Here is a 14330-nt window from a genome sequence, read left to right on the forward strand (position 1 = left end):
CGGGTTGCGGCGGTCAAAACGGCCCGTTCGGCTGCGGGGCCGTGGCGATGCCGAATTTTGGGTTATACCTGACAGTTGTGGTCTCAGGTTTCGGGGCAACGGCGCACGCCATCAAGGGCGGGCCACGCTCCCAGGTTCATCACCGTCATGAGGAACGTATTCCATGAAAAGCTCCGGTCTCAGTCCTGTCATCACCATCGACGAGCAGCCGGGTTGCCTGCTGGTGAAGTTTCATGGCATTCAGGTCGCCGCGTCCGCGCGCGCTTTGGTGCTGTTGGAGGCCAATTACCCGCCGGTCTACTACATACCGCGAGAGGACATCGACGAAAAGTATTACGCCCGCACCGACCACACCAGCTATTGCCCCTACAAGGGCGATGCCAGCTATTACAGCTTGCAAGTCCCGGGGCATGAAGGCGCCAATGCGGTCTGGAGTTACGAGAACCCTAAAATATCCGTCAATCAGATTCGTGGATACGTGGCGTTCTACCCGGATCAGGTGAAATTCGAATTGCTCGATGCCGAAGCCTGAGGATCGTTTTCCAAGGTGTGTGGCGAGGGAGAACCTCGCCACAAAGCCCCGTCAGTTTTTATCGAGATCGACGTTCTTGGTCTCGCGCAAACAGATCATCCCCACCACCAGGCTCACCGCGGTAATCACCACCGGGTACCAGAGCCCGTAGAAGATGTCGCCGGTGTAGACCACCAACGCAAACGACACGGTCGGCAAGAACCCGCCAAACCAGCCGTTGCCGATGTGATAGGGCAGCGACATCGAGGTGTAGCGGATGCGCGTCGGGAACAGTTCGACCATCAACGCCGCCAGCGGGCCATAGCACATGGCGCTGATGATGATCAGCGCGACGATCAACGCAACGATCATCGGCTTGTTGATTTGCTGCATATCAGCCTGTGACGGATAGCCGGCCAGTGTCACCGCGCCACGCAGGGCCGCTTCGTCGTAACCGTCGATTTTCACGTCACCGACACTGACCTGTACGCCACTGCCCGCGGGTGCTTCGGCGCTTGCGTATGGCAGGCCTTGTTTGACCAGGAAGGTTTTGACCTTGTCGCACGGGCTATCAAATTTCGCCTTGCCCACCGGGTCGAACTGGAACGTGCACGTCGCCGGGTCGGCCAATACGGTAATCGGTGCCTGACGGCTGGCCTGGTCAATGGCCGGGTTGGCGTAATGCGCCAGGGATTTGAAGATCGGGAAATACAGCGCGGTGGCCAGCAGCAGGCCGATCATCAGCACCGGTTTGCGCCCGACCTTGTCCGACAGCCAGCCAAAGAAAATGAAGAAAGGCGCGCCAATGATCACGCTGACAATCAGCAAACCGTTGGCCACCGCCGGGTCCATCTTCAGGAACTGGGTGAGGAAAAACAGCACGTAAAACTGCGCGGCGTAAAAGGTCACCGCTTGCCCGGCGTTGATGCTGAACAGGGCAATCAACACGACCTTGAGGTTTTCCCACTTGCCGAAGGAATCACGCAGCGGCGACTTGCAGAGTTTGCCTTCCTCTTTCATTTTCACGAAGGCCGGCGACTCGTGCAGGCTCAGGCGAATCCAGGTCGAGATGCCCAGCAAAATGATGGAAAACAGAAACGGAATCCGCCAGCCCCAGACTTCAAACTGGTCGCCAGTGAAGTAGCGGCAACCGAGCACCACCAGCAGCGACAGCAATAAACCGAGGGTCGCCGTGGACTGAATCCAGCTGGTGTGGAAACCACGTTTGCCTATCGGTGCATGCTCAGCGACATAGGTGGCCGCGCCGCCATATTCACCGCCCAGGGCCAGACCCTGAAGCATGCGCAGCACCACGAGGATAATCGGCGCGGCGATGCCGATGCTCGCGTAGGTCGGCAGTAAGCCGACGCAGAACGTCGCCAGGCCCATGAGTACGATGGTTGCGAGGAAGGTGTATTTGCGTCCGATCATGTCCCCCAATCGACCGAACACCAACGCGCCGAAAGGCCGCACGATGAAGCCTGCGGCGAAGGCCATCAGGGCAAAGATGAACGCCGTGGTGTCGTTGACCCCGGCGAAAAATTGTTTGCTGATGACCGCCGCGAGGGCGCCATAGAGGAAAAAGTCGTACCACTCGAACACCGTCCCCAGTGACGAGGCGAAGATGACTTTGCGGGTGTCGTGGGTGATCGCCGCGACGGGCGCGGCTTCCAGGGTCTGAACATGTTCTGACATATCGGTATCCCTCACAGTGATTGTTTTTGTTGTTCCACTGGTGTTGCGTGTTCCATGTAGAGCTCAATGCCCACAAGCCAAGCTCATTACCCTTGTAGGCGTGAACCGGCTCCGGGCGGCGTTCCGACGATAGCGGTGTAGCAGTCACCATAGATGTTGAATATCAGTCAGTCATCGCGAGCAGGCTCACTCCTGCAGGAATGGTGTTGGCTGTTGATTCGAGGATTAGCTGGGCGGCTTTTTCGGCAATCATCAACGTCGGCGAACAGGTATTGCCCGAGGTAATGCGCGGCATGATCGAGGCATCAGCTACACGCAAACCGGGAATGCCACGGACCCGCAACTCGGCATCCACCACCGCTTCCGCGTCATTACCCATCCGGCAAGTACCCACCGGATGGAAAATAGTCGTGCCGATCTGCGCAGCCGCCTCATGCAATTCCTCTTCAGTCTGCAAACGGTCACCGGGCAAATACTCGACCGGTTTGAACGCATGCAGCGCCGGCGCAGCAACGATGCGCCGGGTCAGGCGAATGGCATCAGCCGCCACACGCAAATCCTCCGGGTGACTCAAATAGTTGGGGTTAATCACTGGCGCGTCCTGCGGGCTGGCAGAACTGATGTCTACTCGGCCACGGCTCTGCGGCCGTAGATCGCAAACCGAGGCAGTAAAAGCAGGGAAGGGGTGCAACGGCTCGCCGAAGCGCTCCAGCGACAAGGGCTGCACGTGATATTCGAGATTCGCCGAGGTCTGTTCCGGACCCGAGCGGGCGAAGGCCCCCAGTTGACTCGGCGCCATGGACAGCGGGCCGCTGCGGTCATACAGATAGCGCAAACCCATGCCCATCTTGCCCCACACGCTGCCGGCGATCTGGTTCAGCGTTCGCGCATTTTCCAGTTTGTAGATCAACCGCAATTGCAGGTGATCCTGCAGATTGCCGCCCACCCCCGGCAGCTCATGGGCGACGCCGATTCCGAGTTTTTGCAGCAGCGGACGCGGACCGATCCCCGAGCGCTGAAGGATGCCCGGTGAGCCGACAGAGCCGGCGCACAAGACGATTTCCTTGCGCGCCTTGAAGGTTTTCGCCTGACCTTGGCAGCGCGTTATCAGCGCTGAGGCGCGACCGTTTTCCAGCAACACGCGGTCCACTTCGACGTCGGTCAGCACGGTGAGATTGACGCGATGGCGGACCGGTTTGAGAAAAGCCTTGGCCGCGTTCCAGCGGATCCCGGCCTTCTGGTTGACCTGAAAGTAGCCGCAGCCTTCGTTATCGCCCTGGTTGAAATCATCAATGCTGGCAATGCCGCTTTGCTCGGCAGCGTTGCGGAAGGCGTCCAGAATCGACCACGACAGCCGCTGCCGCTCGACCCGCCAGTCGCCGCTGGCGCCGTGAAACTCGGAGTCGCCGGCAAAATGGTTTTCGCTCTTTTTGAACAACGGCAACACGTCGTTCCAGCTCCAGCCCGGATTGCCATCGGCAGCCCAGCGGTCGTAGTCGCCGGCCTGGCCACGCATGTAGATCATGCCGTTGATGGAAGAACAGCCGCCGAGCACTTTGCCGCGCGGGTAACTCAGGGTGCGACCTTGCAGGCCGGCTTGTGCCTGAGTCTTGAAACACCAATCGGTGCGCGGGTTGCCGATGCAGAACAGGTAACCCACGGGAATGTGAATCCACGCATAGTTATCGCGGCCACCGGCTTCGAGCAGCAGCACCCGGTGTTGCGGGTTGGCCGACAGTCGATTGGCCAGCAAACAACCCGCCGGCCCGGCGCCGACCACAATGTAGTCGAATTCATCCAGGAGAGTCTTCATCCCTGACCTCGTCTTGTTGTTCTTGTTGTCGGTCATCCTAGTTGTTCGCTTTCGTCAAAAGAATGTTAGTTTTTGCGCAGCCGCTGTGCGTTTTTAAACAGCATTGCCTCAAGGACGGATCATGTTCGACTGGAATGACCTGCGGTTTTTTCTCGAGTTGCAGCGCAGCGGGCGTTTGCTCACCGCTGCCCGCCGTTTGAACACCACCCACGCCACAGTCGCGCGGCACATCGAGGCCATCGAAAAGAGCCTCGGTACGGCGCTGTTCGTCCAGCATGCTCAGGGTTACGAAATGACCCCGGCCGGCGAAGCGCTGCTCAAACACGCCGAAGCCATGGAAAACGTCGCGTTGCTGGCCCAGGAAGAAATCACCCAGTCCACCGCGCCGCTGGGCAAGATTCGCGTCGGCGTCACGGAAGGGCTGGGCATCATGTTCCTTGCCAGCCGCATGAACGGCTTGTTCGAACGCTATCCGGGACTGGAAGTGGAACTGGTGGCGGTGCCGCGCTTCGTCAGCATCCTCAACCGCGAAGCCGAAATCAGCATCCACCTCGAACGCCCGGCCGCCGACATGCTGGTCACCCGCAAACTCACCGACTATCGATTGGGGCTCTACGCCAGCCAGGCGTATCTCGATCGCTCACCGCCATTGCGCAGCCGCGAAGACCTCGGGCGCCATGCCTGGATCGGCTATGTCGACGACTTGCTGTTCAGCCAGGAATTGATGTTCCTTAATAGCTTCTGCCGCAATCCACGGGTGGTGTTTCACAGCACCAGCGTCATCGCCCAGCAACAGGCTGCGCGCTCCGGGTTGGGGATTGCGGTGTTGCCTTGTTACATGGCAAGTGCAGATGCGGACCTGGTGCCGTTGTTGCCGGACGAGAGTATTGAGCGAAGTTACTGGATCAGTACCCGGCGCGAGTTGCACAAGTCGGTGCGGCTGCGGGTGGTTTGGGACTATGTGGTGGGGTTGTGTGAGGCGGAGCAGGGGTTGTTGCTGGGATAGCCAATCGCGGCCACTCTATGGGCTGACGACAAGGAGCGTTATCCGACACTCCGTCGTGACAAAGGGAGCTTGCAGCATGGCCGAAGACACAAAAGTAAAAGGACCGGCGTCGTACTTCCCGTCCATTGAGAAAAAGTATGGGCAGCCGATTAGCCACTGGCTGGCGTTGCTCGGAACAGTGAGCGACAAGAAGCACATGGAAATCGTGGCGTGGTTGAAAGATGAACACGGCATGGGCCATGGCCATGCCAATGCGTTGGTCGCGCACTATCTGGCCGCCAACAAAAAGTGACCGGGCAGGGGGGCAGGGCATGTTTGTGCCCCCCCGATCCCTCAGACAAAACACAAAACCCTGTGGGGGTGAGCTTGCTCGCGCCCACAGGGATTTCATTTGTCTGGCGCTTAAACAACAAAACCCGCATCTGTTTAAGCGAAGCCTCCTGTTACCAGCCAAAGGCTACAACGCCTTGCGCCATCGCCTACGGGTAAGACAGAATTCGCCGGCTTGTGCGTCTGGGGCGCGGGTTTTATCGTGGCTGGGTCACTGAAAAACAGTGATCGGGTTTGGTAGCCCGGTATAACTAGTCGCATAGCGCACCGTTTGCAGGACTGTTCTGTCTCTGCTTTATGGTGGCCATGCGCAGGGCTCCCATGGGAGCGCCGGGTTCCTAGTTACCGGTCTACCAACCCGCGTATGGCCGCCACCCATCGTTTGGTAGCGTGGGTGAAGGCTCCGTTTTCAATTAGGAGTTTTACTATGATCAAACCAACACCCAACCCGCCCGACACCGATCCGGCATCGCCCTACGAATCCCTCGATTCGAAAAAACTCCACGAAGCGGCCGAACGCGCCCTCGACCACTATCTCAACCCGGCCGCCCAGATCATGGCCAGCACCCACGAACCCGAACCGATGTTCCTCGCCAACCCCAAGTGCGACTCAGAATCCCTGCTGGTCAACGCCAGCGAATCACTGGGCTCGGCGACCACCATGCTCAGCAATCTCGCGGCGTTGTTGGAGAACTCACACCGCAAGACGCTGCTGGGGATTACGCAGGTGGTCATGCTGGGGGAACTGGCGGTGAATCAGGCGCTGGATAAGGTTGAAGTGAAGGAGTAAGCACGGCCCCTCTGTGGCGGGAAACTGATTGCTCGCCACAGAGCGCAACCACCAATCGCACCCAGTCAACGCTGATTCCATCAAGGAAGATAAAAACCATGAAACTATTATTCATCACTTTTCTAGGGGGGGTGTCGTTAGCTCAAACATCACTATCCTTCGCTGAAAATGTTAATGGAAAAAACCTCTATTTACAGCGATGCGCCATGTGTCACGGAATAGATCTCAAAGCTACAGGGCCATTGGCTAATAAAAGCAATCCTCCTACACCTGATCTAACAACCTCCGCTTTCAAAAAACGATTAAATGATTATCCGGGCGTGATTGTGTCATCGATAATACTTCGTCCCAATGGAGACTTAATTCCAAAAACGTTACGAGAGAACGGTGTAAAGCTATCGCCGTACTCATGGAGCATTAAAGATCTGCGCGATTTGAATCAATACATGGGGGGTGTTATTTCAAAAAAACGGTGATGTTTGAGATGAGAGACAGGCACAGACAGCTAAAAGCCATTTCAGGTTTGAGGACGTGTGGGGCAATGCAAATGAGCCAGCCGACCTCTCGCAGGTAAATCGCTCATGAGCAATCTCGGAATACAACCTCGGGCGGCTCATCGCATCCAGCAGCAGTCGGCTGCGGTTGTGACAGGCAAATAACGGCCAAAAGGAGACATTCGATTTTTTTGAGAACCTCAAGTCCTTCGATGAAAGCAGCAGATCTCGCACTGGTTGCGCTGCCAATTCGACCAATCGCTCGCACACGGTCGATCTCAACTAATTCCGGCCTCGCAAGAAAGACAGCGCCGGAGCATGGTCATCATTCACCTGAGTCCTGACCGCTCGGCTCGTTGTCCCAACATGCTAAGAAACTGTCCCGCTGCGCTCATAGCCTCGTGCCTGGGATATCTACGATAGGACCACTACCTCCGCCCCATCAGCGGGGGCCGGTTACCTATAACGGGCGCATATCTTGCGCACCGACGTATAAGCACGGAGTGGAGACAACAATGACAAAAATCGCCGAAATCCAGGACACCCCTTCACCAACCTCTCCCTCGGCACCGGCCATCATCCGGTCGTCGGTGCGCCAGCATTCGATCAAGGTGGAGCTTTGCACGCCCGCCATCGGCGCCGAGCTCAGCAACGTCAGCCTTGTCGACGCCGCTGAGGACCCCGAACTGATCGCGCAAATCCGGGAGCTGTGGCTCAAGCACAAAGTGCTGTTCTTTCGCGATCAGAACATCACTCCAATGGAGCAACAGCATTTCGCCGCGCAATTCAGCGAACTGGAAGCACATCCCCTGGCGCCCAGCCATCCGGAGGCGGACAAGTTGCTGATGCTGTACCGCAACCTCGATCCGAGCAAGCCCAAGAGCTATGTCGAAAAGGCCAGCCGCGAGAACCTCTGGCATGCCGATGTCACTTACAAGAAGGCGCCGCCCCGCGGCGCGGTGTTGCGCTGCGAACTGGGTCCGGAAACCGGCGGAGACACTCTGTTTTCCAACATGGTGATGGCCTACGACAATCTGCCCGACACCATCAAGCAGCGGATCGAGGGTTTGTATGCCAAGCACGGTGCCGAGCAGACCTTTGGCGCCCAGTTGCCACGCGAAGAACGTCACGCGATGGCCCTGAAGACCCCCGGCGCTGAACACCCGGTTGTGCTGATCCATCCCGAGACGGGTGAAAAGGTGCTGTTCGTCAACTCCGCGTTCACCACCCATTTCTCGAATTTCTTCAACTTCGAGGACATCCGTTACGGCCAGGACTTCATGCCCGAGGCTCATCATCTGATGAACTACCTGATCTCCCAGGCCGCCATTCCTGAATATCAGGTACGCCTGAAATGGCGCACCAACACGGTTGCCATGTGGGACAACCTGCAAGTCCAGCACTACGCGGTGGCTGACTACGGCAATGCGCCAAGAAAGATGCTGCGCGCGACCCTGACGGGCACCCCGCTGAACTGACCCTGACTGCCTGACAGGCTGCCAGAACACCCGACCCTCCGTGATGGTCGGGCGATCCCGGCCGCCGAAAAATTCCCGCTCACAACAACAATCAACGGAGATACCTATGCTCTACGAACACGTCGACACCGCCGTCATCGATGGCGAATCCCTGCCCTGGATTCCGTTTACCCCGTATGCGGATAACGTCCTGCTCAAGTACTTCAAACTCGACCCGATCCGCGGCGAATGGATCGTCATGATGAAGGCGCCGATCGACATGCAACTGCCCAAGCACCATCACACGGGCACGGTGATGGTCTACACCTTCGAAGGCCAGTGGAAATACAAGGAGCATGACTGGGTCGCCGGCCCGGGCAGCATTGTCTACGAGACGGCCGGGTCGACTCACACCCCGGAAGTCGTCAGCACCGGCAATGGCGACGGCTATGTGCTGACCCTGGTCCAGGTCAATGGCGACCTCGCGTTTGTCGATGACAACGACAATATCGTCGCGCTGGAAAACTGGAAGTCCGGCCTCAAGCGTTACCTCGCTTATTGCGAGCTGCACGACATCGCGCCGAAAGATCTCACAGCATTTAACTGATCCGGTTCCAGCAACGCTCCCGGCAGGCCCCGATTCACGGGGCAGCCGGGACGGTTACCTGATCGCCAATATCCAGGGGAGGAAAACAGGCTGTCCCGGTTCGCGGTCTTGACGTGGAATCTGACAGAGAGCCCTGGCCGCCTGTCCGCTCCCCGATCTCAGACTTATGAACGGAGCGATGCCCATGCATGGCTTGATGATGCACAAGCAGCTGTTGATTTCTTCTCTGATAGAACATGCCGACCGCCATCATGGCGATACACCGATTGTGTCCCGCAGGGTCGAGGGCGATATCCATCGCTACACCTTCCGAGACTGCCACCGTCGCGCGCGCCAGATGGCCAGCGCCCTGACCGGCCTGGGCGTGCAGCCAGCCGACCGCATCGGTACGCTGGCCTGGAACGGCTATCGTCACCTGGAGTTGTACTATGGCATCGGCGGCATGGGTGCCATCGTGCATACCATCAACCCACGCCTGCATGAAGACCAGGTGGCCTACATCGCCAATCATGCCGAAGACCAGTACATCTTTTTCGACATGACCTTCCTGCCGTTGATCAAGCTCATCGCTGGCCGCTGCCACACGGTCAAGGCGTTCATCGCCATGACCGATCAGGCCCATATGCCGACAGACGCCGGTATCGACAACCTGCTGTGCTATGAAGATCTGCTTCAACAGGGTTCCTGCGACTACGCCTGGCCGGATCTCGACGAAGATGCCGCGTGTACGCTCTGCTACACCTCCGGCACCACGGGCAACCCAAAAGGTGTCTTGTACAGTCATCGCTCATCGCTGCTGCACACTTATGCGGCGGCGCTACCGGATGCCCTGAATTGTTCGGCGCGCGACGTCATCCTGCCGGTTGTGCCGATGTTCCATGTCAACGCCTGGGGGCTCCCGTATATCGCCTGCATGGTCGGCGCCAAGCTGGTATTTCCGGGACCTGCGCTGGACGGCCAATCGCTGTTTGAGCTGCTCGAAGCCGAGCAGGTGACGCTGTCCGCCGGCGTACCGACGGTCTGGCAAGGCCTTCTTGGGCATCTTGAGGTCACAGGTCAGCGGTTCTCCAGCATGAAGCGCACCATCATTGGCGGCGCAGCCTGCCCCACGGCCATGCTGCACACGTTTCAGGAGATCTTCGGCGTAGCAGTGCTGCACGTCTGGGGGATGACGGAATTGAGCCCGATCGGAACCATTGGCACCCTCAAGGCCAGGCACCTGGTCATGTCCCCGGCCGAGCGTAATGCCGTGCAGTCCAAACAAGGCCGCGCAGTATTTGGCGTCGACATGAAGATCGTCGGTACGGACGGCGTGGAACTGCCTTGGGACGGCGCGACCTCGGGTGACCTGATGGTGCGTGGACCCTGGGTGGTACGCGACTATTTCAGAAACGAAGGTGAGTGCTCGCCGCTGCTCGAGCACGCCGGCCAGACATGGTTCCTGACCGGCGATGTGGCGACCATCGATGGCGATGGCTTCATGCAGATCACCGATCGCAGCAAGGATGTGATCAAGTCGGGTGGCGAGTGGATAGGCTCCATTGACCTGGAGAACATTGCGCTGAGCCACCCGTCAGTCGCCCAGGCGGCCTGCATCGCGGCCAAACATGCGAAGTGGGATGAACGGCCCTTGCTGATCATCGTCAGGAAAGCGCAGGCAGCCCTGACGCGGGATGAACTGCTGGCCTTTTATGAAGGCAAGATTGCCAGGTGGTGGACGCCGGATGATGTGGTCTTCGTCGACACGATTCCACTGGGTGCTACGGGCAAGGTCTTGAAGAACTGTCTGCGCGAGCAGTTCGGCGATCATCTGCTGGTCAAGGTTGTCAGCTGAGTAGCCAGGTAAAAATCCAGCCCTGTCCATGTGCAAAGGCAGCGCGGACGTTACGGCAGATGCCGCTAGCGTTCGCCCTGCCTTTTGCATTCACGCTATGCAGTGGCTTAGCGTGCCGCTGGCTCACAGGACATCGACTGCTCGAGAAACTCCAGCAGCAATTCGTTGACCTGGGCAGGGCTTTCCTCTGCGGCGCTATGGCCTACACCGGGTAGCAGCACCTTTTTGCACAGTGCGGGCAGATAGGCGTCCATCTGGTCGTAGAGACCACGGATTTCGACCGGCTCCAGGGAAGGGTCGGCAGCACCACCGATGAACAGGCTCGGCTGGCTGACCTTCGCGCCGTCGAGAAACGCGGTGATTTCCCAGTTGCGGTCACGACAGCGGTAATAGTTGAGGGCTCCGGTAAAGCCCGTGCGTGTGTACTCGGCGACGTAGTAGTCCAGCGACCGCGGGCTCAACCAGGACGGAAACTCCCCCTTCGGCTCGGTGAAGGCATTGAGAATGGGTTCACCGGCCTCGACGAACAGACGCCAGCGTTCGGCGCCGACGGCGCTGCCGGAGATCGAATAGAAGACGCTGCTCAAGGTCTTGCGCGGATCATGGGCCAACTCGCGATCCGGCTTGTCGAGCTGCTGGAAATACAGGTGGTGGTAGACCCTTCCTTTCGCCATGGCCTGCAGACCCGCGGTCGGCTTGACCTTGCTGCGCGGTGGCACCGGCGTATTGAGCATCACCAGGCCACGGAACAGATCCGGTCGCAACAGGGCCGACGCTTGAGCCACCCAGGCCCCCAGGTCATGCCCAATGATGACCGCGGACGTTTCGCCCAGGGCCCCCATCAAGCCCACCATGTCGCCGACGGCCTGGCTCATGTCATAGGCTTCGATGGCATCGGGTCGGTCCGACTGCCCGAACCCGCGTTGATCGGGCACGACAACCCGAAAGCCGGCCTCGGCCAAAGCCACGATCTGGCGCCGCCACATGTACCAGAGGTAGGGGAAACCGTGCAGCAGGATGACGAGCGGGCCCTGGCCCTCGTCGATGTAATGCATGCGGATGCCGTTGACTTCGGCAAAGCAGTGGTTGAATGCATCAGGATCGTCGGCATCCGCAGGCGCCATTGCAGCGAGCGGCTGACCGATACGCATCGAAGTGCGCGTCTCCATTTTCTACCTCCATCTTATCAATTGTGGGCCTGAAGGTAGCGCCATGTGGGTGCCCTGCACTGAGCTTCCCGGGACACAATCTTGTGAAATTGGGACATCGTCAACACCTAAAGCGCGGCGCCTTACGCCATCGTTCCCGGCTCTTCGCCTGTGTCCCAATATGCTAAGAAATTATCCCGCCATGCCCATGGCACCGGGCCCATGCTCCCTAAAATGGATCCGCGCTACCTGCTCTGCATCACGCCAGACCAGGGTTGAAGATCGCTGGCGCCAGTAGTTCCGCCACAAGCGTCCTCTTCACGCGCAAAACACCTTCGATGAAAAAAGCAACGCCGCCATCGGCCGAGGGAGATCCTGCACATGCCCAAGCTTGTTCGCGCCGCCGTCTTGACCAAATACCTGGAAGTCACCCAGGACCTCGGATTCAACCCGTGCGACATCATGACCGTCGTCGGGCTGAGCAAGGCTCAACTGCGAGTCCCGGAAAACCGTATACCCATCGATTCCGCCATGCGCCTGCTGGAAGATTCTGCCGTCGCCAGTGGTTGCCAGACCCTCGGCCTGCGCATGGCCGAGTCGCGCCAGCTTTCAGACTTCGGCGCGGTCAGCCTGCTGCTCAGCCAGCAACGCACCCTGCGTGAGGCCTTTCAGGTAATGGAGCACTATCGTCATCTGATGAATGACTCCCTGGGGATCTTCGTTGAAGAAGCCGGCCGGATGGTGATCATTCGTGCCGAGATGGTCACCGAATCGTTGCTGCCCAGTCGCCAGGCCTCGGAACTGGTCATCGGCGTGCTGTTCGGCATGTGCTCGACACTGCTCGGCGTGCAGTGGCGCCCGTACAGCGTTAACTTCATGCACCAGCCGCCAGAGAACCTGCATCTGCATCGACGCCTGTTCGGCTGCAACCTGGAGTTTGGCAGCGATTTCAACGGCATCGTCTGCTCCGATGCCAGTCTGGACATGGTCAACGCCAATGCCGACCCGGCCATGGCAAGTTATGCCAGACACTACATCGACTCGCTGCAAAGCGATGTAAACACGTCGTTGTTGTTCGAAGTGCGCAAGGCCATCTACCTGTTGTTGCCCATGGGGCGCGCCACGATCGAACAGATCGCGCTGTCACAGGGCATGAACGTGCGCACCTTTCAACGCCGTCTGCAGGACGACGGCTGTGCCTTCAACGACCTGATCAACGAGGTGCGCCGTGACCTGGCGCTGCGTTATCTGGAAAACCCGAATCACTCGATGAGCAGCATCGCCGACATGTTCGGCTTCTCCATGGCCAGTTCCTTCACGCGCTGGTTCATCAACCAGTTCGGCATGCCGCCAGCGGCGTGGCGTCGCGCGCAGAAACAAGCGGTCGCTCCCTGACAGGGAGCGCTGTTCCCGCCTTTCAACGCACACAAAAAAACGGCGACTGCTGGTACAGTCGCCGCGAAAACCGGTGCTTGTCACACCGGTGGTGAGCCTCACTGTAATGAGGAGCCAGCTCAGTGAAGCCCTGCCATAAACCTGTGTGAAGCCTGTTTTCAGGAACCCCAGTGCAGTAACAGAAGCACCAGCACCACGAGAAACACAGTTTCCCCGACCATCAGCAGGATCGGCTTGATCCCGACCGCCGCCAGTTCCTTGAGCCGGGTTTTCATGCCCAGGGCACTGATGGAAATCACCAGGCACCAGCGCGAGAACTCATTGACCCCGCCTTGCACCGCCGGCGCGATCCAGCCGGTGCTGTTGATGCAGGCCAGCATCAGAAATCCCACGGCGAACCATGGCAGCAGCGGTGGGCGTTTGCCTGTCGGGTCGGCACCTTGCATGCGGGTAACCATGGCCGCAGCGACGATGACCGGCAGCAGCATGGCGACGCGTATCAGCTTGACCACAGTGGCGGTATCGCCGGTCTCGGTCGACATGCCGTAACCGGCGCCCACGACCTGAGCGACATCGTGGATAGTCGCGCCGAGGAACACCCCGGCAATTTGCGGCGACAGTGATAACCCGTAAGCAATCATTGGATAGACGATCATTGCCAGGGTCGACAACGCCGACACGCCGATCACCGTGAACAGGGTCGCACGCTCTTTCTGCGGATGGTTAGGCAACGCTGCGGCCAGGGCCAAGGCTGCCGATGCACCGCAGATGGCGGTGGCGCCACCGGTGAGCATGCCGAACAATCGGGAAAAGCCGAGCAGCCTGGCAGCGATCACCGAGACGCCGATGGTCACCACCACCAGGATCACCACCAGCGCCATCGGCTTCCAGCCCAACGCCGCCATTTGTTCCAGGGTGATACGCATGCCCAGTAGCGACACGCCGATGCGCAGCACCATACGCGCGGTGAACTCGACACCGGCCTTGCACGAGCCTTCGTCCGCCAGAAAGTTCAGCGCCATGCCCAGCAACAAGGCGAACAGCATGACCGGCGCACCATAGTGCTCAGACAAAAACGAAGCGGCAGCCGCCACGATCAGGCTGACGGTAAAACCCGGTGCCAATTCGCGCACGCGGGTATGGGCTTGGTTGAGAGCAATGGCGCTCATGGTATGGATTCCTCACCAATCAGCATCTGCTCCAGCTTGCGCTTGCCGATCAGGTTCCAGGGGCGATCGAAAAACACATCA

13 protein-coding genes are annotated in these 14330 nt (G+C 59.0%); 9 read left to right on the top strand and 4 right to left on the bottom strand.

Annotation, left to right across the window (positions count from 1 at the left end):
• Window positions 1-163: 163 nt before the first annotated feature.
• The gene (locus D882_RS0122530) at window positions 164-532 is read left to right on the top strand and encodes a DUF427 domain-containing protein (protein WP_027925329.1); all 369 of its coding nucleotides are present in this window, start codon (window positions 164-166) and stop codon (window positions 530-532) included.
• A 51-nt stretch (window positions 533-583) separates the two neighbouring features.
• On the opposite strand, the gene D882_RS0122535 is transcribed toward D882_RS0122530, so the two are convergent.
• Together D882_RS0122535 and D882_RS0122540 are read right to left on the bottom strand one after the other, a co-directional pair.
• Complete coding sequence (locus tag D882_RS0122535; RefSeq protein WP_027925330.1) at window positions 584-2206, bottom strand: MFS transporter; 1623 nt, start codon at window positions 2204-2206, stop codon at window positions 584-586.
• Window positions 2207-2369: 163 nt separating this feature from the next.
• Window positions 2370-4019, bottom strand: a complete 1650-nt coding sequence (locus D882_RS0122540) for a GMC family oxidoreductase (protein WP_027925331.1) — start codon at window positions 4017-4019, stop codon at window positions 2370-2372.
• A gap of 121 nt (window positions 4020-4140) precedes the next feature.
• Between D882_RS0122540 and D882_RS0122545 the strand changes: the two genes are divergently transcribed.
• The 7 genes from D882_RS0122545 to D882_RS0122570 all read left to right on the top strand — a co-directional run bounded on the left by D882_RS0122545 (window position 4141) and on the right by D882_RS0122570 (window position 10537).
• Window positions 4141-5025, top strand: coding sequence for a LysR family transcriptional regulator (locus D882_RS0122545; protein WP_027925332.1), 885 nt, complete (start codon window positions 4141-4143; stop codon window positions 5023-5025).
• 76 nt (window positions 5026-5101) lie between these two features.
• Window positions 5102-5317 (top strand): DUF4287 domain-containing protein, encoded by a 216-nt coding sequence (locus D882_RS0122550; RefSeq protein ID WP_027925333.1) that lies wholly within the window; start codon window positions 5102-5104, stop codon window positions 5315-5317.
• A 465-nt stretch (window positions 5318-5782) separates the two neighbouring features.
• A complete protein-coding gene (locus D882_RS0122555; protein WP_027925334.1) occupies window positions 5783-6145 on the top strand; it encodes a DUF6124 family protein in 363 nt (120 codons plus the stop codon).
• 98 nt (window positions 6146-6243) lie between these two features.
• Window positions 6244-6621 carry a c-type cytochrome gene (locus D882_RS1000000132245; RefSeq protein WP_081743999.1) on the top strand — a complete coding sequence of 126 codons (378 nt, stop codon included), beginning with the start codon at window positions 6244-6246 and terminating at the stop codon, window positions 6619-6621.
• 623 nt (window positions 6622-7244) lie between these two features.
• On the top strand, window positions 7245-8117 hold the full coding sequence (locus D882_RS0122560; protein ID WP_218186582.1) for a TauD/TfdA family dioxygenase: 873 nt from the start codon (window positions 7245-7247) through the stop codon (window positions 8115-8117).
• A 106-nt stretch (window positions 8118-8223) separates the two neighbouring features.
• The gene (locus tag D882_RS0122565; RefSeq protein ID WP_027925336.1) at window positions 8224-8703 is read left to right on the top strand and encodes a 2,4'-dihydroxyacetophenone dioxygenase family protein; all 480 of its coding nucleotides are present in this window, start codon (window positions 8224-8226) and stop codon (window positions 8701-8703) included.
• Window positions 8704-8887: 184 nt separating this feature from the next.
• Window positions 8888-10537 carry a 3-(methylthio)propionyl-CoA ligase gene (locus D882_RS0122570; RefSeq protein ID WP_027925337.1) on the top strand — a complete coding sequence of 550 codons (1650 nt, stop codon included), beginning with the start codon at window positions 8888-8890 and terminating at the stop codon, window positions 10535-10537.
• Window positions 10538-10644: 107 nt separating this feature from the next.
• On the opposite strand, the gene D882_RS01000000131345 is transcribed toward D882_RS0122570, so the two are convergent.
• Window positions 10645-11706 carry an alpha/beta fold hydrolase gene (locus D882_RS01000000131345; protein WP_081744000.1) on the bottom strand — a complete coding sequence of 354 codons (1062 nt, stop codon included), beginning with the start codon at window positions 11704-11706 and terminating at the stop codon, window positions 10645-10647.
• Between the two features lie 360 nt (window positions 11707-12066).
• Here D882_RS01000000131345 and D882_RS0122580 point away from each other — a divergent pair, with 360 nt between their 5' ends.
• Window positions 12067-13080: an AraC family transcriptional regulator gene (locus tag D882_RS0122580; RefSeq protein ID WP_027925338.1), complete on the top strand. Its 1014-nt coding sequence runs from the start codon at window positions 12067-12069 to the stop codon at window positions 13078-13080.
• 158 nt (window positions 13081-13238) lie between these two features.
• On the opposite strand, the gene D882_RS0122585 is transcribed toward D882_RS0122580, so the two are convergent.
• Entirely contained in the window at window positions 13239-14249 is a 1011-nt protein-coding gene (locus tag D882_RS0122585) for a YeiH family protein (protein WP_027925339.1), read from the bottom strand.
• Between the last annotated feature and the right edge of the window lie 81 nt (window positions 14250-14330).

This window comes from Pseudomonas sp. URMO17WK12:I12 (assembly GCF_000514395.1).
Classification (GTDB): Bacteria; Pseudomonadota; Gammaproteobacteria; order Pseudomonadales; family Pseudomonadaceae; genus Aquipseudomonas; species Aquipseudomonas mucoides.

Excerpts from the sequence above, each read along its gene's own strand:
- D882_RS0122550 (WP_027925333.1), top strand. The coding sequence starts at position 5,102 with ATGGCCGAAGACACAAAAGTAAAAGGACCGGCGTCGTACTTCCCGTCC.
- D882_RS0122555 (WP_027925334.1), top strand. The coding sequence starts at position 5,783 with ATGATCAAACCAACACCCAACCCGCCCGACACCGATCCGGCATCGCCC.
- D882_RS0122565 (WP_027925336.1), top strand. The coding sequence starts at position 8,224 with ATGCTCTACGAACACGTCGACACCGCCGTCATCGATGGCGAATCCCTG.
- D882_RS0122580 (WP_027925338.1), top strand. The coding sequence starts at position 12,067 with ATGCCCAAGCTTGTTCGCGCCGCCGTCTTGACCAAATACCTGGAAGTC.
- D882_RS0122585 (WP_027925339.1), bottom strand. The coding sequence starts at position 14,249 with ATGAGCGCCATTGCTCTCAACCAAGCCCATACCCGCGTGCGCGAATTG.
- D882_RS0122535 (WP_027925330.1), bottom strand. The coding sequence starts at position 2,206 with ATGTCAGAACATGTTCAGACCCTGGAAGCCGCGCCCGTCGCGGCGATC.
- D882_RS01000000131345 (WP_081744000.1), bottom strand. The coding sequence starts at position 11,706 with ATGGAGACGCGCACTTCGATGCGTATCGGTCAGCCGCTCGCTGCAATG.
- D882_RS0122540 (WP_027925331.1), bottom strand. The coding sequence starts at position 4,019 with ATGAAGACTCTCCTGGATGAATTCGACTACATTGTGGTCGGCGCCGGG.
- D882_RS1000000132245 (WP_081743999.1), top strand. The coding sequence starts at position 6,244 with ATGAAACTATTATTCATCACTTTTCTAGGGGGGGTGTCGTTAGCTCAA.
- D882_RS0122545 (WP_027925332.1), top strand. The coding sequence starts at position 4,141 with ATGTTCGACTGGAATGACCTGCGGTTTTTTCTCGAGTTGCAGCGCAGC.
- D882_RS0122530 (WP_027925329.1), top strand. The coding sequence starts at position 164 with ATGAAAAGCTCCGGTCTCAGTCCTGTCATCACCATCGACGAGCAGCCG.
- D882_RS0122570 (WP_027925337.1), top strand. The coding sequence starts at position 8,888 with ATGCATGGCTTGATGATGCACAAGCAGCTGTTGATTTCTTCTCTGATA.